We start from the raw sequence: 24971 nt of genomic DNA, 5'->3' as shown, positions 1-24971 counted from the left end.
CGGTAACAGTAGTGGTCGATCAGCCTCCCCTAGCAGAGAGGGATGGCTGGCAGGACTTCATTCTGGCGAAAATGCCAAAAGCTAAACCCCGGAAAAGCCACCGCTTTTGTGCTCATTTGGGCGAATGTGCCGGCCAGCGGGCTTGCTAATCTGCTGGCCTGATCGCTGCCCATGGAACCTGCCGCATGAATGCCTCCGCACTGACCAACGCCCTGCAACAACTGTCGCTGCTGGCCGAACAGGCCGAAGGCACGAGCCTGCAACGCATCGCCCCCACCACGGGGTTTGCCGGCGAGTTGCAATCGTCGCTGCAGCGCATCAACCAGTTGCAACAGACCGCCACCCGCCAGTCCAACGCCTTCCAGGCCGGCAGCGAGGCGGTGTCGCTGAGCGATGTGATGGCCGATTCGCAAAAAGCCAGCGTGGCGTTCCAGATGGGCGTGCAGGTGCGCAATCGCTTGCTGAGCGCCTACAAAGACGTGATGGCCATGCAGGTGTAAAAAAATCGAGGCATGCCTAAAGACGGGTCAGCCGTTTGCCGATGCTGGGTTCAACCGCACCCCATCGAGTGTGAACACAAACTAGGACAGGCATTCACATGGCAACCACGACTTCGACCAGCTCGACTGCAACCATCACCTCCCTTGGGGTCGGCTCCGGCCTGGACCTGGACAGCATCCTGACCAGCCTGGAGGAATCCAAGGAAGCCAGCCTGCTGACGCCCATCACCAACCAGGAAACGTCGGTCAATGCCGAAATCACTGCCTACGGCACGCTGACCAGCGCCCTGACCAGCCTGCAGACGGCGGCAGAAGCCCTGGCCGACTCAAGCCTGTACACGTCGCTGAGCACCAGCCTGTCCGGCACCGGTGTCACGGCCGCCACCACCAGCACAGCCAGCGCCGGTACCTACACCCTGCAAGTGACCCAACTGGCCCAGGCCCAAAGCCTGACCACCGACGGCGTCGCCAGCAAAACCACGGCCCTGGGCACCGGCACCCTGAGCCTGCAAGTGGGCACGGCGGACGCGGTGACGATCACCCTCGACAGCACCAACAACACCCTCGAAGGCATTCGCACCGCCATCAACGCCTCCGGCGCCGGCGTGACCGCCTCGATCGTCAGCGATGGCAGCGACACGCCATATCGCCTGGTGCTGACCTCCGACAGCACCGGCACCGAGTCGGCTATGACCGTGACCTATACCGGCGACGACAGCACCGATACGGCTTCCAGCCTGTTCGGCTATGACGGCAGCAGCGGCAACATGACCCAGACCGTCGAGGCGCAGGACGCCAAGCTGACCCTCAACGGCATCTCGATCACCAGCCAAAGCAACACCGTGGAAGACGCCCTGCAAGGCGTCACCCTGAGCCTGTCCGCCGCCGGCAGCTCGCAGACCCTGACGATTTCCCAGGACACCGACACGATCTACGACGCCATCTCCGCGTTCGTCACCGCCTACAACAGTTACGTTTCCAGCGTCGACACCCTCACCGCCTACGACGCGGATACCGACACTGCCGGCGAGTTGCTGGGCGACTCGACCACCCGCCGCATCAGCACGGAGTTGAGCAGCGACCTGTACACCGCCATCGGCAGCGGGACCTTCAGTTACCTGTCGCAGTTGGGCATTTCCCTGGAAGTCGACGGCACCCTGGAGATTGACGAAGACACCCTGACCAGCGCCATCACCGACAACATCGACGACGTGTCACAGTTTTTTATCGGCACCGACGGCGAATCCGGTTTCATCGGCCAGATCACCGACGACCTCGACACCTACCTGGACGAAGACAGCGGTTTGATCGTTGCCAAAACCGACAGCCTGGCCTCCAAACTGGAACAACTGGAAGAGCGCTACACCGAAAAGCAGGCGCTGATCGACTCCGAGATGGCGCGCTGGACCGATGAATTCACCCAGCTCGACACCTTGATCTCGTCGCTCAACTCCACGTCTGATTACCTGACCACCCAGTTCGACGCACTTAACAGCAGCGATTGACGACACCACCTGGAGCAACCCCTGATGAGTTCCCTTCGAGACGCGAATGCCTACGCCAAGGTGGGCGTGGAAAGCGGCATTTTGGCGGCCTCACCGCACCAAAGAATCGTAATGCTGTTCGACAGCTACCAGGCCTCGATCCGTATCGCGCGCCTGCATCTGCAGGCCGGCCACATCGCCGAAAAAGGCCAGGCCATCACCAAGGCAATCAACATCGTCAGCCAGGGTTTACGTGCCTCGCTGGACCTTGAACAAGGGGGGGAAATCGCTGTGCAACTGGACCAACTCTACGACTACGTGGTGCGCGTGCTGCTGCGCGCGAACCTGAACAATGACGACGACGCACTGACCACGGCGGCGGCATTGCTGGAAAATGTTGCCGCCGCCTGGCGCGCCATCGGTTCGCACATCGAGGAAGAGCGGTAGACATGATGCAAGCACAACTGATCGCCGCTTACGAACAACTGCTGGAACAGTCCCAACGCCTGCTCGAGTACGCCAAAAAAGCGGATTGGGATGGCATCTTCGCATTGAAGTCCCAGGGACTGATCGACGCGGCTTACTTGCGCCGCGCACAAGATCAAGTTGATCTTGATGCCAATGGCCAACAATACAAGCTTGAACTACTCAGTCAGATCCTGGCCCTCGAAGAGCAAGTAAATTATTTTTTGCATGCGCGCCAGAATGACTTGGGCGAGTTGATGCAGATCAACCGCAAGAAGAGCAATTTGAACACAGCCTACCGTGCGTCGTCCGAGCAAGTGATACCAATAAGCCACTATTTGTATCGAAAGAAATAACAAGCACTTACACGCTGTATCTACCCGCGACACGTAAGTGTGAAACTATCCTTGATGTACGTTAAAAACACTAAAAACAGACAAGAAATAACATTCCTCAGTCTGTTATCGTACGACTTACTTGATACTTTAGAAAAAATTAAAAGAATCGGTATTCACGACCAGCTAGCGGATGGTCGGGAGCATGAATAACCGAACAACGATACAAACAGGCACTCGCTGTACACCTATAACAGCCTGACTTTAGTACTTGTCGATTTGCAGCACTGTCTGCCAGAGGTCGCACCATTAGGTGTGCCGAACTGTAGTACCCAACGGGAGGGGTAGAAAGTTGCCAAATACCAACACTGAGCTTGAAGATATCCAGGACCTGAATCTTTCGTATTTATTACTGGCCCAAAACCTATTGCGCAAAGACCGCGAGATTGCGATTTTTCGCCTGAAACTCAGCGAACAAATGGCCGACCTGCTGACCAAGCTCAGCAGCAAGCAAATGACCCAATTGGCGCGGGTCAACCAACTGATTTGTCGGCCGGTGTTCGAAGAGACCGACCGCCTGTCCAAGGTGCTGGGCAACGCGCGCGAACTGGGCATGGTGGAGATCCATTCCGCCCTGCTGATGGCCGCCGCCGACCGCTCGGGCGACTTGCGCATCGGGGAAGGCTGATCCATGTCAGACAAAAGCCTGGTCACCGAAATGCAGCAAGTGCAACTGGCAATCGAACTGATTGAACTGGGCGCACGGCTGCAGGTGCTGGAAACGGAAACGTCGCTGAGCCGAGGTCGATTGATCCGTCTCTACAAGGAAGTACGCGGCGCCTCTCCCCCCAAAGGCATGCTGCCTTTCTCCACCGACTGGTTCGTGACATGGCTGCCGAACATTCACTCGTCGCTGTTCTACGGGATCTATCGCAGCCTGATGGAGATCGGCGGGCACCGCATTGATGCCTTCGTCAAAGCCTATCGCCTGTACCTGGAACAGGTGGGCGACCAGGACGGCGAACTGGTGCTGGGCCTGACCCGGGCCTGGACCCTGGTGCGTTTTTTCGAAAGCGACATGCTTGAGCTGATCCGTTGTTCCTGCTGTTCCGGCGAATTCGTCGCCCACTCCCATGCGCCGGCGCAGCAGTATGTGTGCGGGATTTGCCAGCCGCCGTCGCGGGCGGGCAAGACCTTGAAGCGCCGTGATATCGACGCACAACTGCTGACCAGCTTGCCGCCGATACGCAAGGTGTAAAACGCCCGCTCCTGCAGGAGCGAGCTTGCCTGCGAAGACCCCATAGACGATGCGGCCCTCCAGATAGCGCTGCGTCATCGTTAACGATCTTCGCAAGCAAGCTCGCGCCTACAGCCATCGTCATCCGCCAAAAAAGTTTCTCAATTCGCCCCTCGCCGTTGCCGATATTCAGCAGGTCACCCATTGCTTGAATCTAAGGAACGACCACGTGCTCATCGTATCCGGGCTTATCGTTGTACTGTTATCGGTGTTCGGTGGCTTCGTCCTGTCCGGTGGAGCCCTGGGCCCGCTGTACCAACCCACCGAGTTGTTGATGATTGCCGGCGCCGGCGTCGGTGCGTTCATCGCGGCCAACAACGGCAAGGCCATTCGGGCCACACTCACCGCCGTCTCGCGTTTCAAGCGCAGCGCCAAGTACGACAAAACCTTGTACCTGGAGCTGATGGCCATGCTCTACGCCTTGCTGAGCAAGGCCCGCCGCGAAGGCATGATGGCCCTGGAGCGGGATATCGAAGAGCCCGCGCAAAGCCCGATTTTCGCGCGCTACCCACGACTGCTGGCCGACCCGCTGATCATCCTGTTCATCACCGATTACCTGCGCCTGCTGATCAGCAGCGTCATGCAGGCCCATGAACTCGACGAGCTGATGCTGCACGAGATCGAAGGCTTCGAGCACGAATCCCACCTGCCCTCCGACGCACTTTATAAAGTCAGCGATGCCCTGCCGGCGTTCGGCATCGTCGCGGCGGTGATGGGCGTGGTCAAAGCCTTGAGCGCGGTGGACGTCGGCCCGGACTTGATGGGCCAGATGATCGCTCACGCGCTGGTCGGCACCTTTCTGGGCATTTACCTGGCGTACGGTCTGGTCGCACCGCTGGCCAGCCGCATCGACCGGCAGGCCGCCGAGTCCGCCAAGATGCTGCAATGCATCCGCGTCACGCTGCTGGCCAGCGTGCAAGGCCTGCCACCACAACTGGCCGTGGAGTTCGGCCGCAAGGCGCTGCACACCAGCGAACGCCCCGGCGCCCTGGAGCTGGAAACCTATGTGCGTGGCGGCGGCAGCCAGCCGGGAGCCGACTGAGCATGAGCGATCGACCGATCATCATCCGCCGCAAAAAAGCGGCCCGCCACGCCCACCATGGCGGGGCCTGGAAGATCGCTTTCGCCGACTTCATGACTGCGCTGATGGCGCTGTTCCTGGTGCTGTGGGTGCTCTCCAACGCCAGCAACAAAGACAAGGAAGCGATTGCCGAATACTTCAGCACTCCGCTGGTGATAGCCATGAGCAAAGGCGATCGCAGCTCGTCCAGCACCAGTGCAATCCCCGGCGGCGGCCCCGATGCGCGGTTTTCCGAAGGCGAGCGCGCGCTGCAGGCGCCGCGCCCGTCGCGCTTCTCCGAGGATGAACGGCGACACCTGGAAGCCCTCAAGCAGCGCCTCGACAACGCCGTGGATCATGACCCGCAACTGCGCGAACTCAAGCAGCAGATCGCAATCGAGCTGAGCCCCGAAGGCCTGCGCGTACAACTGCTGGATACCGACAAACGCCCGATGTTCGAGCTGGGCAGCGCCAACGTCGCGCCGTACCTGCGCAAGCTGCTCAGGACCTTCGCCCCGGTGCTCAACGAACTGCCCAACCGCATCCAGATCAGCGGGCACACCGACAGCCACCCCTACCCCGGCGGCGACACCGGCTACAACAACTGGGACCTGTCCGCCGACCGCGCCAAGGCCTCGCGCCAGGAGCTGGTGGCCGGCGGCCTGGACTCCGACAAGCTGCTGCGAGTGTCCGGCATGGCCGACCGCATCCGCTTCCACGGCGCCGGCCCCTATGACGCCGCCAACCGACGCATCGAAATCATCGTGCTCGACAACCGCGTGGCCGAACGCATCTTGTCCCAGGACGAATACGGACCACTGGAACCATCCGCCCATTAACGCGCGATTGTGCCGGCTGTTCGTGGGATCGGTGGCGCGGGCGGCTGCGCACAATACCGGCTTTGACAGGTCGCGCGGCTCACCGCAGGCGCCCGGAGAGCCATGGCCGAGACCAGCAGAGAGGACAAGACCGAAGCGGCGACGCCGCGACGGATCGAAAAGGCCCGCGAAGAGGGCCAGGTCGCACGTTCCCGCGAAATGAACACCTTCGTCATGCTGCTCGCCGGCATCGGCGGGCTGTGGCTGATGGGCGGCGGCCTGTACGACGACCTTGGCCAGGTGATGGAACAGGCGCTGCTGTTCGACCGCGCGCAGCTATTCGATACCGCACGCCTGCTCAGCACGTTGTGGACCTTGAGCCAGACCGCGCTGCTGGCCGTGGCGCCGTTCTTTGCGCTGATGACCTTCGCCGCCCTCGCCGCGCCGGCCCTGCTGGGCGGGCTGGTGATCACCCTGAAGGCGGTGCGCCCACAGTTTTCCAGGGTCAACCCCATGAGCGGGCTGGCGCGTTTGTTTTCGGTGCAGGTGCTGGTGGAGTTGGCCAAGGCCATCGCCAAAGCCAGCCTGATCGGCATCGTGACCTACTGCTTTGTGCGCAGCCATATCGCACAGTTGCTCAACCTGCCGCACATGCCCGCGCCCAAGGCGCTGGCCGCCATGCTGGGCCTGACCGCCAGCGCCTGCGCGATGTGTGTCGCGGCGCTGATCATCGTGGTGGGCATGGACGTGCCCTATCAGCTATGGACCTACGCCAAGAACCTGCGCATGTCCAAGGAAGAGCAACGCCAGGAACACAAGAACGCCGATGGCGACCCGCATATCAAAGCCAGGATTCGCCAGGTGCAACAAGCCCGCGCGCGGCGCCGCATGATGAGCAAGGTGCCCAAGGCCGACGTGATCGTCACCAACCCCAGCCACTTTGCGGTGGCCCTGGCCTACCAGAAAGAAAAGAACGGCGCACCCCGCGTGGTCGCCAAGGGCGCCGATGACGTGGCGCTGCGCATTCGCGAGATCGCCGCCGAGCATCACCTGCCGATGCTCGAAGCCCCGCCGCTGGCGCGGGCCCTGTATTTCCACGTCGACCTGGACCGTGAAATTCCCATCGAGCTGTACACCGTGGTCGCTGAAGTGGTGGCCTGGGCCATTCGCCTCAAGCGTGTCAGCGAACACGGCGGCGACCTGCCGCCGACCCCGGTGAACCTGACTGTACCGCCAGGCATGGACCAGCGTGGCCCGCGTAACCCGACACCTGAGGATGATCCGACCCCATGAAAGGCATGACCGATCTATTCGGCCCCGACTCCTGGCTGGCCACCACCGACCTGAAGATCATGACCGGCCCGGTGCTGATCGTGCTGATCCTGTCGATGATGATCCTGCCGCTGCCCACGTTCATCCTCGACCTGCTGTTCACCTTCAATATCGCCCTGGCGATCATGGTGCTGATGGTCAGCATGCTCACGGAAAAGCCCCTGGATTTCTCGGCGTTCCCCTCGGTGCTGCTGTTCACCACCTTGCTGCGCCTGTCGCTGAACGTGGCGTCCACGCGGGTGATTCTGATGGAGGGCCACACCGGCCCCGACGCCGCCGGCAAGGTGATCGAAGCCTTCGGTGAATTCCTGGTGGGCGGCAACTTTGCCGTGGGCCTGGCGCTGTTCCTGATCCTGGTGACCATCAACTTCATGGTGATCACCAAGGGCGCCGGGCGTATCGCCGAAGTCGGCGCGCGCTTCACCCTCGACTCGATGCCCGGCAAGCAAATGGCGATCGACGCCGACCTCAACGCCGGCCTGATCGGCGAACCCCAAGCCCGCCAGCGGCGCAAGGAAGTGGCCCAGGAAGCCGACTTCTTCGGCTCCATGGACGGTGCCAGCAAGTTCGTGCGCGGGGACGCCGTGGCCGGGCTGGTGATCATGGGCGTGTGCATTATCGGTGGCCTGGCCATCGGCATCCTGCAACACGGCATGGCCTTCTCCGACGCGGCCCACACCTACACCATGCTGACCATCGGCGACGGCCTGGTCGCGCAGATTCCCGGCCTGGTGATTTCGATTGCCGCCGGCGTCACCGTGTCGCGGGTCAACACCGAACAGGACGTGGGCCAACAAATGATGGGCCAACTGTTCAGCCGCCCCAGAGTGCTGATGATGACCGCCGGCGTGATGGGCCTGCTCGGGCTGGTGCCGGGCATGCCGAACCTGGTGTTTCTGCTCCTCACCGGGCTGCTGGCCGGGTTGGGCTGGTGGTTTTCCAAACAGGAAGAGCTGGCCCCGGAAGGCTCGCCCGCGCAGACCTTGCTGCCCAAGTCGGCCGCGCAAAGCAGCGAAGCATCCTGGGACGACGTGCAGTTGGTCGACACCCTGAGCCTGCGCGTCGGCCATCGCTTGATCCAACTGGTGGATGCGCGCCAGCAAGGCGAGCTGATCACCCGCATCAAAAGCCTGCGCAAGAAATTCGCCCAGGACATGGGTTTCCTGCCGCCGGTGGTGCACGTGCGCGACAAGCTGGAACTGGCCGCCAACACCTACATCATCAGCCTCAAGGGCGTGGAAATCGGGCGTGGCGAGGTGTTCCCCGGCAAGTGGCTGGCGATCAACCCCGGCAAGGTCACCCATGAATTGGAAGGCACTGCGGCGGTGGACCCGGCGTTCGGGCTGCCGGCGATCTGGATCGAGCCCAACCTGCGCGAACACGGGCAGATCTATGGCTACACCGTGGTCGACGCCAGCACCGTGACCGCCACCCACCTCAACCACCTGCTGCACCAGCACGCCAAGGACATGCTCGGCCGTGGCGAAGTGCAGAAGCTGTTGGACAAGCTCGGCCCCGACAGCAAAGGCCTGGTCGACGAAGTGGTGCCCAAGCTGGTGTCGCTGACGGTGTTGCAGCGCGTGCTGCAGAACCTGCTGGAAGAAAACGTCTCGATCCGCGACATGCGCACCATCCTCGATGCCCTGGCCGAACACGGTGGCGTGCAGCAACCGCCGGATGTGCAGGAACTGACGGCGGTGGTGCGCGTGGCCCTGGGGCGTTCGATCGTCAACCAGTTGTTCGGCAACAAGACCGAACTGAAGGTGATCGGCCTGGACTTCAACCTCGAACAAGTCTTGATGCAGGCGGTGGGCAACGGCGGCGCGCTGGAACCCAGCCTGGCGGACAACCTGATGCAACAGACCACCCTGACCCTCAAACGCCAGGAAAACAGCACCGAGCCACCGGTGCTGGTGGTGCCCAACAAGCTGCGCCCGGTGCTGTCGCGCTTCCTGCGTCGACGCCTGCGCCAACTGACGGTGATCGCCCTCAGCGAAATCCCCGACGACCGCACCCTGCGCATGACTAACGTGATCGGAGGCAAACCCAAGTGAGCGCGCAACGTTTTATCGGCGCCAACAGCCGCGACGCCATGAACCAGGTGCGGTTTGCCCTGGGCGAGGACGCGTTGATTCTCTCCAGCCGCATGACCGACGCCGGCGTGGAAATCATGGCCCAGGCCGACGCCCCACCTCCACCCGCACCGGAGCCACCCACGCCGGACCTCACCGCGCTGAGCGAACGCCTGCTCGGTGAAATCGAGGACATGCGCCAGTTGATCCACACCCGAGCGCAGCCCTCGGCCCTGCTCAAATGGCTGCTCGACGCCGGCTTCAGCGCCAGCCTCAGCGCGCAGTTACTGGGCTCCAACCCACCGCAGTCGCCCGACGCCACACCGGCCCGGCTCAAGGCCTGGTTGGCGCAACGCATCGACAGCCACTTGAACCAACTGGCCGATGAAGCCGAGCTGTTCAACGCCCCCACGGTGATCGCCCTGGTCGGCCCCACCGGCGTGGGCAAGACCACCACCACCGCGAAACTCGCCGCCCGTTATGTGATGCGTCATGGCCCGGGCGACGTGGCGTTGGTGACCACCGACAGCTTTCGGATCGGCGCCCACGAACAACTGAAGATCTACGCGCAATTGCTCGGCGTCGAGCTGCACGCCCTGGCGCCGGATGCGCCCCTCGGCCCGCTGCTGGGCAGGCTGGCCGACAAGCGCCTGGTGATCATCGACACCGTCGGCACCAGCCAGCGCGACCGCCGCCTGGTCACGCACATCCAACAACTGGGCAACAGTGGCCGCGCGGTGCGCCTGATGCTGCTGCTCAACGCCGCCAGCCATGGCGACACCCTCGACGACGTGCTGCACACCTACCGCGAGGCTGCGCACACTGCCGGCTGCCGCCTGGACGATTGCATCGTCAGCAAGTGCGACGAAGCCGCGCGGCTTGGGCCGGTGCTGGACACCCTGATCCGCCACGGTTTGCGCCTGAACTACCTGTCGGCAGGCCAGCGGGTACCGGAAGACTTGCAGTTGCCCGGCGCGTCGGATTTTTTGCAGCAGGCGCTGGACGTTTCGCGCCCGTCGCGGTTTGCGTCGGCACCCGCGACATCGACGGGCCAACACCTGGACGCGCTGGTGCGCGGACTGTTGGGGCAGCGCAAGGCCCTGTTGGCGTTATGCGACAGCCTGGCCGTGCACATCGACGGCTTCGCCTCATTGATCGCGCTGCAACAAGACGCCTGCCTGAGCGAGCCAACAGCAGGCGCGCCGGCGGCGATCACCACGACCAAGGGCGGCCTGCGGGTGGTGCATGACGGTGAGCGACAACGCCTGGGCAACCTGGCCGGACGCGGCGAAGCCTTTGGCATTCGCGAGCTGCGCTACCGCAACCACCCCGCGCGGCTGACCCTGCGCCATCTGCCCGTGGGGCCCAAAGGTGCCCTGCGGCGCGCCTGGTTCGGCACCGTGCAAGACAGCCACAGCGGCCAACACCTCGGGCAACGCTACTGGCTGGCCGACGATCAACAGGGTCTGGATGAACAGGCCGCCGCGCTGGTGCAGGCGTTGAAACACGAAGAACTCGTCAGCCTGACCGCACACGGTGCGGCGCGGTTACTCGACCTCCATCCACACCTGCCCGCCGAATTGCGCCAGTCCCTGGCCAGCGGCCTCGCCAGCACCGCCGTGCGCCTGACCCATGCCAACGACGACTGGGCGTTCCAGGCCCGCGCCCAATTGCTCGGGCTGTTGCCGAAAAAACCCAGGGGCCATGCCCGCGAAATCCTCGACGGCTTGCTGTACGTGTCTGCCGTGATGAACAGCCTCTGAACGCGCACGACCAGGCGGCGGGGCTGCGCCAGTGGGCCAGGCAGCGCCAGGTGGATCGCACTTTGATCCTGTTCGGTTCCGCGAAGGAGGCCGCCCTGTCGCACCAGACCCTGGCGCGCTGGCATCGCCAAGGCCAGCGCTGGGTCGGCGATCCGGCGCGCTGGCGCGTGCAGGCGGTGGATAACTATCAGCACGACCTGCCCGCGCGCTGGGCCGTGTGGGTCGACGACGACCTGGATGCCTTCAGCCGCACGTTCAACACCTTGAGCCGGTTACGCGAACAGGGTGGCCCGGCGCAGGTATTGGCGATGCACATCGGGTTTTCCCGCAAGGGTCTGCTCGACAATTTGCGTGAAGCGGCGCAGCGCTACCTGGGGATGCGCTTGCTGTTGATCGACGAGATCGCCACCGCCAACCCCCACAGTGGATGTGCGCTAAGCCGGGAACATGTCATCAGGCACATAGCTGTTCCGCGCTTAAGCGGCCAGGGCCAACGGTAATAATCCCGTGGATTTTTTTGTCTTTCGCAGGCGCGCACGATGTATACGGCACAGGGCAAGATAAACCAGCAGGAAGTGCTCCAGCAGTACCTACCCATGGTCCGGCGCCAAGCGCTGGGGTTGAAGACGCGGTTGCCCTCCAATATTGAACTGGACGATCTGATTCAAGCCGGCAGCATCGGCCTGCTCGACGCCATGACACGCTACGACTTGAGCGTCGGCGCCACCTTCGCCACCTTCGCGTCACAGCGTATTCGCGGGGCGATGATCGACGAACTGCGCACCCGCGACTGGGTGCCCCGCAGCGTGCGCCGTAACGCGCGGGCGGTGGAAGACGCCATGCACCGCGTGGAGCAGAACCTCGGGCGACCGGCACGCGAGCGCGAAGTGGCCTCGGCCATGGGCCTGACCCTGGAGCAGTACCAGAAGGTGCTCGACGACACCAACGGCAGCCAGATGCTGCCCTTTGACGACGTGGATGAAGAACACAGCGAAGGCAGCAACTCGCGACTGCAGACGCCATTCGCCGAACTGATCAACGACCGCAACCGCGTCAACCTCACCCGCGCCATCGACGCCCTGCCCCCCCGGGAACGCCTGCTGCTTGCACTGTGTCACCACGAAAAACTCAACCTGCGCGAGATCGGTGTGGTGCTGGAAGTGAGCGAGTCACGGGTGTGCCAACTGCACGCCCAGGCGATCGCCCGGCTGCGGGCCAGCATGCAGGAATAGCGGGTGGAATGGTGATGGTTGCCAGGCCTGTTGTGGTGAACGAGCTCTTTGTGGCGAGCAGGCGTGCCCCGCGGCGGGCTGCAAAGCAGCCCCAAACCCCACAAATGCGATACGCAGTTTTCTACACATTTGCCCAACCTAAACCCCCTCCTCTGCGCCCCACCCACATGGCAAAAAGTTGCACAGTAAAAAGCTGAAACCCCACCCCTAAATCCCCTACAGCCCTTTATTCACAAGGGCTGCAGCCAAGTGCGCAAGAAGTTGCACAGCACTGTGCAACTTCTTGCGCACTTTTTCCCCTTTTTCCGTCCAAAAAAGCCGCCCCGCCTGCCTTTTAGCCACTAAGCCACTGATCTGTATGGCAATTATTTTTTTGGCACACCGTTTGAATCTAAGTCGCCCCCCAACGGGGCATTTCGCCCCCTGGACACCTTCATTTTTCAAGCAAATTCGCGGCATGACAGAAGGAAAAAAGGGATGTTCGCACCAGCCAACCAGAGCCACTTCAGCCTCGCCCTCAAGGGGCTCAAATACGAGCTTCTAGTCCTTTCCCTGACGGGACGCGAAGCCATCAGCCAACCGTTCGCGTTCGACCTTGAACTGGTCAGTGAACACTCGTCGCTCGACCTCGAGAGCCTGCTGCACAAGCCGGCTTTTTTGCAGCTCGCACCGGACGGCCGCGGCATTCATGGCCAGGTTTATCGCGTGGCCCAGGGCGACGCCGGCAAGCGTCTGAGCCGTTATTCGATGACCCTGCGCCCGCAACTGGCGTACCTCGCGCACCGCTTCAACCAGCGCATCTTCCAGAACCTCACGGTGCCCAGCATCATTGCCCAGGTTCTCGAAGCACATGGCATCCAGAGCAATGCCTACACCTTTCACCTGGGGACGACGTATCCCACACGCGATTACTGCGTTCAATACGACGAATCCGACCTGCAGTTCATCCAGCGTCTGTGCGAAGAAGAAGGGATTCACTACCACTTCCAGCACAGCGCCACGGCCCACAAAGTCGTGTTCGGCGACGACCAGACGGTGTTCCCCAGGCTCACCCCCGTGGCCTACCAGCAAGACTCCGGCCTGGTCGCCAGCGAACCGGTCATCAAGCACTTCGGTTTGCGCCTGGAAACCCGCACCAGCCGCACCACCCGCCGCGACTACCACTTTGAAATCCCGCGCGTCAGCCTCGAAGGCGACGAGCGCAGCGACGCCCTACCCGACCTCGAAGACTACGACTACCCCGGCCGTTTCCACGACAGCCAACGCGGCAGGCACCTGGCCAAGCGCGCCCTCGAACGCCACCGCAGCGACTACCGGCTCGCCGAAGGCACAAGCGATCAACCGCTGCTGCTCAGCGGCCATTTCCTACCCCTGAGCCACCACCCCAAGGCCCGCTGGAATGACCTGTGGTTGCTCACCGAAGTCATCCACGAAGGCAAACAGCCGCAGGTCCTGGAAGAGTCGATCACCAGCGACACCCCCGATGACGATTTCCACCAGGGCTACCGCAACCGTTTTCTCGCCACCCCGTGGGACGCGTTCTACCGCCCGCCGCTGAAACATCCCAAACCGCGCATCCTCGGCAGCCAAACCGCCGTGGTCACCGGTCCCCAAGGCGAAGAGATCCACTGCGACGAATACGGCCGCGTCAAAGTGCAATTCCACTGGGACCGCGAAGGCCAGGGCGACGACCACAGCAGCTGCTGGCTGCGCGTCTCGTCCGCCTGGGCCGGCGCCCGCTACGGCGGCATCGCTATCCCCCGCGTCGGCATGGAAGTGCTGGTGACCTTCCTCGAAGGCGACCCCGACCAACCGCTGATCAGCGGCTGCCTGTACCACAAGGAACACCCTGCGCCGTATCCGCTGCCCGCGAATAAAACCCGCACCGTATTCAAAACCCTCAGCTCGCCGGGTGGCAGTGGCTTCAACGAACTGCGCATCGAAGACAAAAAAGGCCAGGAACAAATCTTCCTGCATGCCCAGCGCGACTGGGATGAAAACATCGAACACGACCAGAAAATCCGCGTCGGCAACGAACGCCACGACACGGTCGAGAAGAACGCCTACAGCGAATTCAAGGCCGAGGAGCACCACACCGTCCACGCCGACCGCAAGGTCCAAGCACGGGCGGATGACCACCTCACAGTGGCGCTGAATCAGCACATCAAGATCGGCACGGGGCTATTCGTCGAGGCAGGCCAGGAGATTCACCTGAGCAGCGGGCTGAAGGCCGTGCTGGAAGCCGGTATGGAACTGACGCTCAAGGCCGGCGGGAGTTTTATCAAGATCGACCCCAGCGGCGTGTGGATCAGCGGGCCGGCGACGAATCTGAATTCCGGGGGCAGCCCTGGCAATGGCACGGGGGCAGCGCCGTTGTTGCCGGGGCTGTTGAAGGCGGCGGATGCGGATAAGGCCGGCCAGCTGTTGTTGCCGGCACTGCGACAAGCGTTGATGCGCAGGAAACCGTTTTGCGCGATCTGCGAAAAAGCCAAACAGGAGGCCGGCAATGCTTAATTCCGAATGGACGCTGGAAAATGGGCTGCCGCAACATTTGCCGTGGAATGGCACCGTTGGTTTGCTGCTGGATGGCGTGAGTGTCGAAAAACTGCCACAGCGCCTATACCAATGGACGCAAAGTCCGGTGTTCGAGCCGCTGTACCTTGGCACTCGCTGGGCTGGAGTCCTCGATATTTCCCCCTGCCTGGTGCAGATAAAAACGCCGAACGATCCGGTCCTGACCCACTTCCTGAGCGCCTCTGGTCAGGAATGGGGTCATCTGGTCTTCAGCGACCACCCGTGGGGTGACCTGGTCGCGCACTGGCGTTGGCTCACCAGCGTATGGCACCCGCAAGGTGTAGAAGTGTTGTTGCGCCTCGCCGATCCCGCCGTCATCCACGCCCTGCTCGGGCAGGCCCACAGCATCAAGGACCCGACCTTGTTCGGGCCTTGCACCCACGTCGTCACCGCTGATGCGGCGCTGGGATGCTGGCACCTGAACCTGCGCCCGGGCGATGCACCAAAGGCCAATCACAACAAACGCTATCGATTGAACGATGAGCAACTCGGTCTTTTGGATGCAGTGAGTTTTCGCCATGCCGTCATGCGCATCGACCGGCACCTGCACGAACACTTTCCACACTATCAGGCTCATACGACCCCGTCGCAGCGCTGGGAACATCTGCATGCGCTTGCATCGGCTGCCTACGATCGTGGGTTCAACACCGAGTTGGACATCACGCTCTACGCCAACATCCACGGGTTCCTCGGGGAACGAGCACTGGAGGCGCATCCAGATTTGGATGCCCAACTGAAAACCCCATCGCAGCAGACACCCACGCAGCGACTCGAAGAGGTCGCCAGTATCGCCAGTGCAAGGGCTGAACACTTGCCAAGGAACCCGCTATGAAAAAAAACCCCAACCACGTCAATGCAAGCCGCGATGACGCCAAAAGCTCCATGGCCACCTGCCCGCTGATGAAAAGTACGATGCAGTTGGTGCCTCTGAGCTATGGCCTGGTCGATGACCCAGCCCTGGACCCTTCGGCTGAAATTCCCGTCCCTTACCCACTCGCCACCCGCCCGCTCGGCATTCGTCTGCTGCGCAATGGTTGGCTCTATGTGATCGACGCGCAAAAGGGCGAACTCTCGGAATACCGCGTCCTCGATGGCGTGGTCAGCGCGATGCTCTGGCAGGGCACGGACGTCCACAGTGATCGGCGCGAAACGCCCATCAACAAGCCGGTGTTGATCTATCCCGCGCGCGCTGAGCTGTATGTCTGCTACTCCGAAATACCGTGGACCGCAAAAAAGTGCCGCCAGGTCCTCAACAGCCCATCCGAGCGCGACTACTTCATGCAGGCCGTCGATCTGGGCCAGGCCGATTGTGAAACCGGCGGGCCCGGTTTATTGACGCCCTACCAGGCCGAACGCTGGTTGGCCGAGGTCGCCTCCAGCGGCGATGACGACGCCGATTCCGACAATGAACACACCCCGTATGCGTGGGAAATGCCTGCACGTTTTCGTGAAATTTCGATGCGCCACCTCAGCAATTGCGTCGAGGCGGGGTACCACTATGACGTCATGTATGTGCTGGTGAAGGATGATATTGGCGTGCTGCGCGACCTCGCCAACTACCAGGATCAGGTCGCCGAGTGGATCGACGCGTGGGCCAACGGCGGATCGCAAGCACGCGGCAACGAACGTGACTACCTGCTGGCCTGCTATATCGAATCGCTGACCCAATTGACCCAGGCGGATATCGGCGGACTGGCCGATGCGAGTAACCACCCAGCCATCAAGCGCATGCTCGGCGACCTGGAGGCCATGCCGGCGCCGCAGCAAGGTACGACGCGCCAGGCTCTGGTCGACTACCTCAACAAAGGCGGATTGCCTACACCGCCGAAGGGCAGTCCCGTGCCGCGAGAACTGGCGCGCTTGCACAAGGAGGCCCTGGAAGACGCGCTGTACATGGTCCGTTACCAGGGCGCCTCTGCAGACTACGCCGCCGCGACTCACGACATCGAAGACACGGATCGGCGCTATTACACCCGGGAACACTTCAAGACGTCGCCCCAGGACTTCGTCGAGGAACATTTCGAGGCCCTGATCAAGCTTGGTAAAGAGCAGGACCGCCGCATCAAGGAGGCCCTCAATGGCGCAAAGATGGGCCAACGCGGCATCAATGACCTGATCGACCGTGAGGCGATGGACAACGCACTGCTCGCTCACCGCCAATCGCTCAAGCGTTGGCACACCCTGCTCGACCACATCACGGCGGATCGCACGACGCTGTTTTGCGCCGGACTTTTCCATAAAAGCGCGTGGTACTACGACCCCCAGGATGACAGACAGATCGGCCAGGGTTTTACGACCGAATACGCCTGCCTGAAGGACATTTGCCGAAGCGACGAAGCCTGCGAGCGGGTGCTCACGTACCTGGAGAAAGAGCCGCAATTCAGCCGCCCCCTGTTTTACACGCTGCCCTACAGCGAACAGACCACGCTGTGGGCGCAGTATGCATTCGTGCCGGCGGCGGGCATGACGCTGTTCAACAACATGCCCGAGCTTTTGAAAAAACTTCAGGACCTCGAGAACAACCGGTTACCGGCCCTCGACAGGCTCCCGGACGACACCCGCGCGGTTGCCGACGCCACCCAACAGACCATGACCCCGGCGCTCAATCGCGGCCTGGAAAAAGCCCTGGCGGACTTTGATCAGGTGTTCAAGGGCCAGCCGATGCCGACGCTCGATCAGCTCTTCAGTCGCTTGCCCAAGGCCTTGCTGATGCGCATTCTGGACGCGGCGAAGCACGAGGGCGTGACCTTTACCTTTGCATCGGCGGACGAGAAGGACTCACTCCGGCGCGAACTCCGGGACTGGTTCAGAGAACAGGACTATCTGCAAAGGCTCAAGCGCGAACGGGTCTGGTCAAAACAGACAGCGGGCCACAAATCGCCCAGAGCGCGAGAGCTTCAGGTTGAAATCGCGAACACCCGCTATCGACTGGGCATCGCCGAAGCGCGCCTGGCCAACGCACTCAGCCCGATTGGCGACTTGCCGGACAACCATGTCCAGTTTTTCGGGGCCACGCCCGCGCGGGCGGGGATAACGGTGGTCTTTGCGCCGGCGGGCCGGCAGGAAATAGCGGAGTTGATGGGGAGCTTTCGGCAGGGTGTAAAGGCCGCGCCGATACCGAATCTGGTGGGGGATGGGGCGGCGTTGTTGGTGTTTGTGGTGCAGGCGTTGAATCTTTGGCAAGTGGTGATAGAGAGTTCAGCGACAAGTAATACCTCACAAACTTGGCGACCTTTTGCAAGTGCTTTGATGGCTACGGGCGCAGCCGGTTTTGCAGCGGCGCAAGGGGTATTCGATACGGCGCTGAGCGCTCGCATCTCAGTGTTGGCCAAAGGGCTGCAGAATCACGCTATCGACTATGTCTATGTGCAGATGGGCAAGTTGCACATCGGTTTGGGAGTGATGACATATCTATTAGGGGCATCCTCTGCCAGCTTCAGTCTCAATAGTTATCAAAGCCGTTGGGAGCAAGCCGTCCGCAGCGGAAACGATGGGGCTCAAGCTGGGGCGATCATGTCTATGGCCGGTTCAAGCGGTTTGCTGACGAGCAATCTGTATGGTCTGAACAGTACTGCCTCCGCAGGCTACGCCGTATTTATGGCCGAACAAGGAGCCGCCAGAACCGCCGCATGGGCCGCCGCCGGTGCGCGGCTCTCAAGCGTTTTTTTCCGTGTAAACCTGGCTGGCGCGCTGTTTACGGCGTTGGAGTTGGGCGGCAACTATCTCTACAACCACTACAACACCAGCGCCCATGACCAATGGCTACAAAGCACACCGTGGGGACGGGATGCGAGCAAACGCAAATCCTTGAGCCTGGCTGAATACCAAAACACCTTGATCACGATCATGCAGGCACCCTCCGTGCAGGTCGGCCCTGTCGAACACGACACCTGGTGGAAAAACCTGCTGCTGGAAGCCAAGGTCGGCGATATGCATTTGCTGTTGCCCGGGCTGGATATCGGCGCATTTACGCCACCGATGGGCGGCAGGCCCAGCCATCAGTTAAGCATCGCTGCGTACCGCATCAACACGATTCGCAAGGAAAGAGGGCTACCCCACGAACGCTGGGAAATACTCAGCGAGGCCGTCGAGACCCGGCTACGTCGCGTCGATAGCCATCAGATAATTCTCTGCATCGGCTACCCCGTGCCCGATGAACCGATACCAAACAGGTCCCGCGAAGAGCTGATGCTGGTGGTGGTCATTCAAAGCCCCAACGCCAACGGGCAGCCGCATCAGCGAACGTACTCTCTCCGCTTTGAGCCAAGGGGTAGCGGCGCCTTCCCGCCAGTTGATCAGGAACCCCTTCTCCCCAACGCGCCGCTGCTGCAGATAGAGCCCCTGATGCTGGAGTTGATTTCGCATGACTAAACCCATTGATACCCCCTCGACCGATCCGGCGGCAATGAAGGTATACCGAGCCGGAGACATCGAATCGTTTGCTTCTGGCTACACGACGTACCTGGCACCGCTACCGCTGCCGACAGAGGCATCGCCCTACAGCCCCTACGTGAGCGATCTCAATGACACGTACTTGGACTTTGGCGGCGGTAAGCCCCAAGTATTTTCATGGCAGATGACATTGGGGGGACCTTTTACCACTGTGTTCTTGATGCTCGTCTGTTTTCCGATGATCGGCGCACTTATGGTTTTAAGCCTCGGCGATGACCGGGCTGATATGTGGGACGCGATGCAAGGTATCTTTCTAGCGGGTTATGAAAATGCCATCTGGACGTATTTATGCGGCATGGGCGTCTGCCTCGCAGCATGGCTCAAAGCCCACAGCCTATACACAGAAGTCATCCCCACCCGCTTCAACCGCCAACGCCGCGAAGTCTGCTTCATGCCCCAGGGCGCACAAGCCCCCCTGTTCGTCCCCTGGGAATCCCTCTGCGCCTGGGTCGTCCAGGCGCAAGGCGGCTCACAGTATGGCGTGACTCGCCAGTACGGCATGGGCATGGGCTTTTATCACGAAGGGGAACTGGTCCGCGTTGAGTTCATGTGCGCCGGGATGCCGCTGGCGATTGCCCACTGGGAAGCCGTGCGCGCCTACATGGAATACGAAGTCCACGACCTCAAAAGCATCCAGGACCCGCTGGACCTGCAAGGCCCAAACGATCCGCCCCATGAAGGCCTGCACACCTTCCGCAACGCCCGCGCCCGTCTGCACCGGCGGATTCGCGAAAAGGAAGTCGGCTGGGTGTATGGGTTTTTCTGGTACCTCTACCACGTCATGACCTTCTGGACCTTGCCCAACCGCCTCGTCGAATGGGAAGTCAAACGCATCGCCAAGGTCGGTCGCAAAAAATTGCCGGATGCCATGCGAGCCTGGTCGGAGGCGATTCCTGAGGAGCAGTGGGCCAAGCCCAGTGAGGCGTTGACTCGGTTGGGACAGCGCGTCAAAGAACTCAAGCAACGCAGACCGCAGCGCTCGATCACCGACATTTTTGCCGAGGTTTACCGACGCGAACATGAGCCGGTGGGTGGCTCTGAACGCACGTTCAAGCGGTGGCGTAAATGATGCTGGAGTTGATTTCGCATGACTAGACCCATTGATACCCCCTCGACCGATCCGGCGGCAATGAAGGTATACCGAGCTGGAGACATCGAATCGTTTGCTTCTGGCTACACGACCTATCTAGCACCGCTACCGCTGCCGACAGAGGCATCGCCCTACAGTCCCTACGTGAGCGATCTCAACGACACGTACCTGGACTTTGGCGGAGGTACCCCCCAAGTATTTTCCTGGCAGATGACATTGGGGGCGCCTTTTACCGGTGCAGTCTTCGCGCTCTTGGGTGGCCCCGTTGTCGGCGCTCTTATGTTTGCAACCCTCGGTCATGATTGGGATTATCTGTGGAACGCGATGCTAGGCATCTTTCTAGCGGGTTATGAAATTGTCTTTTGGGTATCTTTGTGCAACCTCGGCGTAGGCTTCGGGGTATGGCTCAACAAACACAGCCAATACACCGAAGTCATCCCCACCCGCTTCAACCGCCAACGCCGCGAAGTCTGCTTCATGCCCCAGGGCGCACAAGCCCCCCTGTTCGTCCCCTGGGAATCCCTCTGCGCCTGGGTCGTCCAGGCGCAAGGCGGCTCACAGTATGGCGTGACTCGCCAGTACGGCATGGGCATGGGCTTTTATCACGAAGGGGAACTGGTCCGCGTTGAGTTCATGTGTGCCGGAATGCCGCTGGCGATTGCCCACTGGGAAGCCGTGCGCGCCTACATGGAGTACGAAGTCCACGACCTCAAGAGCATCCAGGACCCGATGGACCTGCAAGGCCCAAACGATCCGCCCCATGAAGGCCTGCACACCTTCCGCAACGCCCGCGCGCGCTTGCACCGGCGGATTCGCGAAAAGGAAGTCGGCTGGGTGTATGGGTTTTTCTGGTACCTCTACCACGTCATGACCTTCTGGACCTTGCCCAACCGCCTGGTCGAATGGGAAGTCAAACGCATCGCCAAGGTCGGCCGCAAAAAATTGCCGGAGGCCATGCAAGCCTGGTCGGAGGCGATTCCTGAGGAGCAGTGGGCCAAGCCCAGTGATGAGTTGATTCGGTTGGGACAGCGCGTGAAGGCGCTTAAGCAACGTCGGCCGCGGCGGGCGATCACGGATATTTTTGCCGAGGTGTATCGCAGCGAACATTAGGTCGTGGGGGCTGCTTCGCAGCCCAACGCGGGGCAAGCCCGCTCGACACAGCAAGTCTGCTCACCCGTCGGCGTAGGCCACTTCGTTGAAGCTCGCGACCAGCCAGGTCAACTCCGCACGCGGCACTTCGGTCAGCGGCTGCAGGTCGAACCGCGCCATGCGTCCCACATACTCGCTGGGTTTCAACAAGCGCTCGACCACGTGGTAATGCGGGCGGTCGAGGTAGTCATCGAACAGCACGATCACCGGTTTGGTCGTGCGCAGGTAGGCGGTGACAAAACACGCGATGCGAAAGCGTCCGTCGATCAGGATCACATCGGGCTGTTCAAAGAACGGCTCATCCCAGACCCGCAGCGGGTAGGTGTGGAATTTCTTCCAGTGCCGGGCGTTTTTCGGGCGCGCCCATTTGCCGGTCTCGCCCACGTCCACCGGGTAGATGCGCGGATGCGAGGGCAGCGTGGCGTTGGCGATCCAGGCTTGCATGTCTTCGGCCCAACGGGCGTCGTTCTCCACCGAAATCACGCGTTTGTCCGCCATCTTGGCCGCCAGCAGGGTTGAGCCGCCGCTGCCGTATTCAAGGATCATCGAGGCCTGGGTATAGAGGCGCTCGACGTAGGCGGCCACGTCAGCCGGAAAGGTCACCTGCGGTTCCTGCATCGGCGCGCGCGGCGGCTCGGCCTTGGCGCATGGGTTCTGGTGATGCTTGAGGTACTGCGCCGCCAGGTCGCTGTCGATGGCCGCGAGCAGTTGTGCAACGACGTCGTGGGCGGCGTAGACCGTGTGCAGCACAAACGCCAGCTTCAGCCGCTGGTTGTCGGACAGCGCCGCCAGGCGCGCGGCATCCGGCAAGAACAGCGCATCGGCACACACCAGTTGGGAGGCCTGCGGCTGATGCTGCAGGTTGTTCAACCGGTAAAAACTGAAGCCCAGGCGCGCCAGGCAACGGCTGATCAACCCCACATCGGCCTGCCGGTCATGGGTCGGCACAAAGTTGACCCGCGCCTGCACCAGCAACGTATCGGCCAGGGTGCGCTGGCCGTGTTCGATCACGGCCAGGCTGTCGTTGAGGTTATCGAGCAGCAACCAGTCCACCGCAGGCAGGCCATTGATCGCATCCAGCTTGAGGGTGGGCAGCGCCAGCCTGGCCAATACCGCCGACGCCGCCAGCGGTTCCAGGGTGGCGCTCATGGCTGGGTCGAGGCAGGCGTAGAGCGTGGCGGGTTGACCGTTGCCCAGCGCCGCGTGGGGGTAGTAATGCAGCTCGCCCAGTTGCATCAGTTGCCGGGCGTTGTCGATGCGGCTGGTGGGGTCGAAGGCCACCGTGGAAAACGCCGCCATTTTCTGCAGCGCCACAAACTGCGCCGACGCGATCAGCGTACCGCCGTGGTCCAGGGTCACGACTTTGCCCTGGAACTTAAAGGCGAAGCCCTCGTCCGCCGCCGGCGCGAGCGGATGCCGAAGCTCGACCGCCGCCGCGTCCCCGGCAAACCGCGCCTGCCCTTGCGCGTCCAACGTCAGCGCCGCCACCGGCTTGCCTTCGCAGTAGCGCTGCCAGATCGCGCGCAGGGCGTTGCCGAAATGCTGGGCAAAACGCTCGCTATCACACACCGGCGAGTTCATCAGCACCGCGCGCAGGTGGCCACGGATGCGCGCCAGGCTGTCGAGGTCGCCGGCCAGTTCCATCACCCGTTGCCGGTACTGCGCCCAACTGTGCACCACCAACTCCGGCAGCCCGGCGTTGACCAGGTGCGTGGCCGAGTGGCGCCCGGCGAAGGTCGGCCCGGGCAGGGTGACCACCGGCACGCCCATCAACAACGCTTCGCAGGTGGTCAGGCCGCCGGAATAGGGCCAGGGGTCGAGGGCGATATCGACGAGGTTGTAGGTCTCCAGCAAGTGCTTGTGCCCCACCGGCCCTTCGATCATCACGCGTTCCCGGTCGATACCGTGGGCCGCCATGACGCCGTGCACATGGTCGCGCAACGCGCGGGTGCCGAACGCGCCGCCCTTGAGCAGCAGGCGCGACTCGGGCGTGGCGCGCATCAACTCGGCCCAGTGCGCCAACAGCACATCGTTGACCTTGGTCGGGTTGTTGAAGCAGCCATACGTGACAAAACCGTTCGCCAGGGCCGGCAGCGCCTTGATGTCCGGGGTGTAGGGCGGCGGGTCGTAGCAGATGTAGTCGTCGGGCAGGCGGATGAGTTTTTCGGTGTAGAACGCATCCTCGCCTTGCGGTGACTCGATGCGATCGGTGAGCAGGTAGTCGATGGCATCCAGGCCGGTGGTGTTGATCAGGCCACCGACCCATTTGACCAGCAACGGCGCCGGCTGCAAGGCCATGGCGCCCATGCGGTTGCCGGCGTTGTGGCCGCAGAGGTCGATGAGGATATCAATGCGATCGTCGCGGATGCGCCGGGCCAGCGCCTGGTCGTCCATATGCTTGATCGTCAGCCACTGCTGCACCGACGCCTGGATGCGCACGGTCAGGTGGTCGCACACCTGGCTGGTGCTGTAGGCGAACAATTCGAACCGGTGGCGCGGCAGTTTTTCCAGCACGCCCACGATCATATTGCCCACCGGATGCTGGCGCAGGCCGTCGGACACCAGGCCGATGCGCAGGCAGCGGTCAGGCGTGCGGTCGAGTGCCTCAGGGCGTGGCGGCACGTTTTTGGGGCCGAAGCGCGCTTGCCATTCCTTGCACACCGCAAAGATGAAGTCACGGCTGCGCTCGGGGTCGTAGTGCAGTGACGTCAGGCGGTTGGAATACGGCAACGCATCCTTGCGCTTGGCCAGCGCCACGGCCTTTTGGTAGTAGGTGTCGGCCGTGGCCAGTTGGCCGATGTCCTTATACAGATTGGCGGCGTTGTTCCAGTGGCTGTAGTCCCCCGGTTCACGCTCAATCAGTTGGTCAAACACCGCGATGGCCTCGCCGTGACGTTCCAGGCGATTGAGGATCAAGCCTTTGCGCGACAGCATCCGGCAGTCATGGGGCAGCAGCGCCAACGCGCGCTCGATGCACGGCAAGGCGTTGGCGAACTGACCTTTCTCGAAATACAGCGTGGCCAGGCGGTGATGGCCGGCGGCGAAATCCGGATCGATCAGCAGCGCCCTGTGGATAAGTTCCAGAGCGCGATCCGCCTGGCCAAGCTTTTGCGCAGCCTTGGCCACCAGTTCCAGGGCCTGGGGCTCGTCGGGTGACAGGCGCAAGGCCTGCTCGAAGCTGGCCAGGGCCTCTTCGGGATGGCTGTGCAACTGCAGGTCGCCCAGGTCTTTCCACACCCGCGGGTCGTGAGGCCGCTGCTGGCTGAGCCGTCGCGCCTGGGCCAGCGTGGGCGGGGCGGTGTGTTTGTGCGAGCCGGAGCGCGGGGATCTGGGCATTCAGGAGGGGCC

General features: G+C 62.1%; 19 protein-coding genes. 18 read left to right on the top strand and 1 reads right to left on the bottom strand.

Annotated elements, in window-relative coordinates; all coding sequences use genetic code 11:
• Positions 1 to 185: 185 nt before the first annotated feature.
• From fliE to ACLH0J_RS09355, 18 genes are all read left to right on the top strand, one after another.
• Positions 186 to 500: a flagellar hook-basal body complex protein FliE gene (gene fliE / locus ACLH0J_RS09440; protein ID WP_411391756.1), complete on the top strand. Its 315-nt coding sequence runs from the start codon at positions 186 to 188 to the stop codon at positions 498 to 500.
• A 98-nt stretch (positions 501 to 598) separates the two neighbouring features.
• The gene (gene fliD / locus ACLH0J_RS09435) at positions 599 to 2005 is read left to right on the top strand and encodes a flagellar filament capping protein FliD (RefSeq protein ID WP_411391755.1); all 1407 of its coding nucleotides are present in this window, start codon (positions 599 to 601) and stop codon (positions 2003 to 2005) included.
• 24 nt (positions 2006 to 2029) lie between these two features.
• Complete coding sequence (gene fliS / locus ACLH0J_RS09430; RefSeq protein WP_010567382.1) at positions 2030 to 2431, top strand: flagellar export chaperone FliS; 402 nt, start codon at positions 2030 to 2032, stop codon at positions 2429 to 2431.
• A 2-nt stretch (positions 2432 to 2433) separates the two neighbouring features.
• Complete coding sequence (gene fliT / locus ACLH0J_RS09425; RefSeq protein WP_411391754.1) at positions 2434 to 2805, top strand: flagellar protein FliT; 372 nt, start codon at positions 2434 to 2436, stop codon at positions 2803 to 2805.
• 331 nt (positions 2806 to 3136) lie between these two features.
• On the top strand, positions 3137 to 3472 hold the full coding sequence (gene flhD / locus ACLH0J_RS09420; RefSeq protein WP_411391753.1) for a flagellar transcriptional regulator FlhD: 336 nt from the start codon (positions 3137 to 3139) through the stop codon (positions 3470 to 3472).
• Between the two features lie 3 nt (positions 3473 to 3475).
• Positions 3476 to 4042 carry a flagellar transcriptional regulator FlhC gene (gene flhC / locus ACLH0J_RS09415; RefSeq protein ID WP_411391752.1) on the top strand — a complete coding sequence of 189 codons (567 nt, stop codon included), beginning with the start codon at positions 3476 to 3478 and terminating at the stop codon, positions 4040 to 4042.
• A gap of 208 nt (positions 4043 to 4250) precedes the next feature.
• Positions 4251 to 5123 (top strand): flagellar motor stator protein MotA, encoded by an 873-nt coding sequence (motA, locus tag ACLH0J_RS09410; RefSeq protein WP_411391751.1) that lies wholly within the window; start codon positions 4251 to 4253, stop codon positions 5121 to 5123.
• A 2-nt stretch (positions 5124 to 5125) separates the two neighbouring features.
• Positions 5126 to 5980, top strand: coding sequence for a flagellar motor protein MotB (motB, locus tag ACLH0J_RS09405; RefSeq protein ID WP_411391750.1), 855 nt, complete (start codon positions 5126 to 5128; stop codon positions 5978 to 5980).
• A gap of 102 nt (positions 5981 to 6082) precedes the next feature.
• Positions 6083 to 7252 carry a flagellar biosynthesis protein FlhB gene (flhB, locus tag ACLH0J_RS09400; protein WP_411391749.1) on the top strand — a complete coding sequence of 390 codons (1170 nt, stop codon included), beginning with the start codon at positions 6083 to 6085 and terminating at the stop codon, positions 7250 to 7252.
• On the top strand, positions 7249 to 9345 hold the full coding sequence (flhA, locus tag ACLH0J_RS09395; RefSeq protein WP_411391748.1) for a flagellar biosynthesis protein FlhA: 2097 nt from the start codon (positions 7249 to 7251) through the stop codon (positions 9343 to 9345). The genes flhB and flhA overlap by 4 nt, the downstream gene beginning before the upstream one ends.
• Positions 9342 to 11126, top strand: a complete 1785-nt coding sequence (locus ACLH0J_RS09390; RefSeq protein ID WP_411391747.1) for a flagellar biosynthesis protein FlhF — start codon at positions 9342 to 9344, stop codon at positions 11124 to 11126. Before flhA ends, ACLH0J_RS09390 begins: the two co-directional genes overlap by 4 nt.
• Positions 11127 to 11176: 50 nt before the next feature.
• A complete protein-coding gene (locus ACLH0J_RS09385) occupies positions 11177 to 11626 on the top strand; it encodes a hypothetical protein (protein WP_411391746.1) in 450 nt (149 codons plus the stop codon).
• A 39-nt stretch (positions 11627 to 11665) separates the two neighbouring features.
• Positions 11666 to 12358 carry an RNA polymerase sigma factor FliA gene (locus ACLH0J_RS09380; protein ID WP_411391745.1) on the top strand — a complete coding sequence of 231 codons (693 nt, stop codon included), beginning with the start codon at positions 11666 to 11668 and terminating at the stop codon, positions 12356 to 12358.
• Positions 12359 to 12835: 477 nt separating this feature from the next.
• Positions 12836 to 14872, top strand: a complete 2037-nt coding sequence (locus tag ACLH0J_RS09375) for a type VI secretion system tip protein VgrG (RefSeq protein ID WP_411391744.1) — start codon at positions 12836 to 12838, stop codon at positions 14870 to 14872.
• On the top strand, positions 14865 to 15764 hold the full coding sequence (locus tag ACLH0J_RS09370; protein WP_411391743.1) for a DUF4123 domain-containing protein: 900 nt from the start codon (positions 14865 to 14867) through the stop codon (positions 15762 to 15764). Before ACLH0J_RS09375 ends, ACLH0J_RS09370 begins: the two co-directional genes overlap by 8 nt.
• Positions 15761 to 19303, top strand: a complete 3543-nt coding sequence (locus tag ACLH0J_RS09365) for a toxin VasX (RefSeq protein WP_411391742.1) — start codon at positions 15761 to 15763, stop codon at positions 19301 to 19303. The genes ACLH0J_RS09370 and ACLH0J_RS09365 overlap by 4 nt, the downstream gene beginning before the upstream one ends.
• On the top strand, positions 19296 to 20453 hold the full coding sequence (locus ACLH0J_RS09360; RefSeq protein ID WP_411391741.1) for a hypothetical protein: 1158 nt from the start codon (positions 19296 to 19298) through the stop codon (positions 20451 to 20453). The genes ACLH0J_RS09365 and ACLH0J_RS09360 overlap by 8 nt, the downstream gene beginning before the upstream one ends.
• Positions 20454 to 20753: 300 nt before the next feature.
• The gene (locus ACLH0J_RS09355; protein WP_411391740.1) at positions 20754 to 21584 is read left to right on the top strand and encodes a hypothetical protein; all 831 of its coding nucleotides are present in this window, start codon (positions 20754 to 20756) and stop codon (positions 21582 to 21584) included.
• Between the two features lie 60 nt (positions 21585 to 21644).
• Here ACLH0J_RS09355 and ACLH0J_RS09350 read toward each other — a convergent pair whose 3' ends face one another.
• The gene (locus ACLH0J_RS09350) at positions 21645 to 24959 is read right to left on the bottom strand and encodes a tetratricopeptide repeat protein (protein ID WP_411391739.1); all 3315 of its coding nucleotides are present in this window, start codon (positions 24957 to 24959) and stop codon (positions 21645 to 21647) included.
• Between the last annotated feature and the right edge of the window lie 12 nt (positions 24960 to 24971).

The sequence above is a fragment of the Pseudomonas sp. MPB23 genome (genome assembly GCF_046605395.1).
Lineage (GTDB): Bacteria > Pseudomonadota > Gammaproteobacteria > Pseudomonadales > Pseudomonadaceae > Aquipseudomonas.
The sequence above is the reverse complement of the archived record's forward strand: the minus strand, read 5'-3'. Positions and strand labels throughout refer to the sequence as shown.

Coding starts and splice junctions, on each gene's coding strand:
- fliE (WP_411391756.1), top strand. CDS start 186: ATGAATGCCTCCGCACTGACCAACGCCCTGCAACAACTGTCGCTGCTG.
- fliD (WP_411391755.1), top strand. CDS start 599: ATGGCAACCACGACTTCGACCAGCTCGACTGCAACCATCACCTCCCTT.
- fliS (WP_010567382.1), top strand. CDS start 2,030: ATGAGTTCCCTTCGAGACGCGAATGCCTACGCCAAGGTGGGCGTGGAA.
- fliT (WP_411391754.1), top strand. CDS start 2,434: ATGATGCAAGCACAACTGATCGCCGCTTACGAACAACTGCTGGAACAG.
- flhC (WP_411391752.1), top strand. CDS start 3,476: ATGTCAGACAAAAGCCTGGTCACCGAAATGCAGCAAGTGCAACTGGCA.
- motB (WP_411391750.1), top strand. CDS start 5,126: ATGAGCGATCGACCGATCATCATCCGCCGCAAAAAAGCGGCCCGCCAC.
- flhB (WP_411391749.1), top strand. CDS start 6,083: ATGGCCGAGACCAGCAGAGAGGACAAGACCGAAGCGGCGACGCCGCGA.
- flhA (WP_411391748.1), top strand. CDS start 7,249: ATGAAAGGCATGACCGATCTATTCGGCCCCGACTCCTGGCTGGCCACC.
- ACLH0J_RS09380 (WP_411391745.1), top strand. CDS start 11,666: ATGTATACGGCACAGGGCAAGATAAACCAGCAGGAAGTGCTCCAGCAG.
- ACLH0J_RS09375 (WP_411391744.1), top strand. CDS start 12,836: ATGTTCGCACCAGCCAACCAGAGCCACTTCAGCCTCGCCCTCAAGGGG.
- ACLH0J_RS09370 (WP_411391743.1), top strand. CDS start 14,865: ATGCTTAATTCCGAATGGACGCTGGAAAATGGGCTGCCGCAACATTTG.
- ACLH0J_RS09365 (WP_411391742.1), top strand. CDS start 15,761: ATGAAAAAAAACCCCAACCACGTCAATGCAAGCCGCGATGACGCCAAA.
- ACLH0J_RS09360 (WP_411391741.1), top strand. CDS start 19,296: ATGACTAAACCCATTGATACCCCCTCGACCGATCCGGCGGCAATGAAG.
- ACLH0J_RS09355 (WP_411391740.1), top strand. CDS start 20,754: ATGTTTGCAACCCTCGGTCATGATTGGGATTATCTGTGGAACGCGATG.
- ACLH0J_RS09350 (WP_411391739.1), bottom strand. CDS start 24,959: ATGCCCAGATCCCCGCGCTCCGGCTCGCACAAACACACCGCCCCGCCC.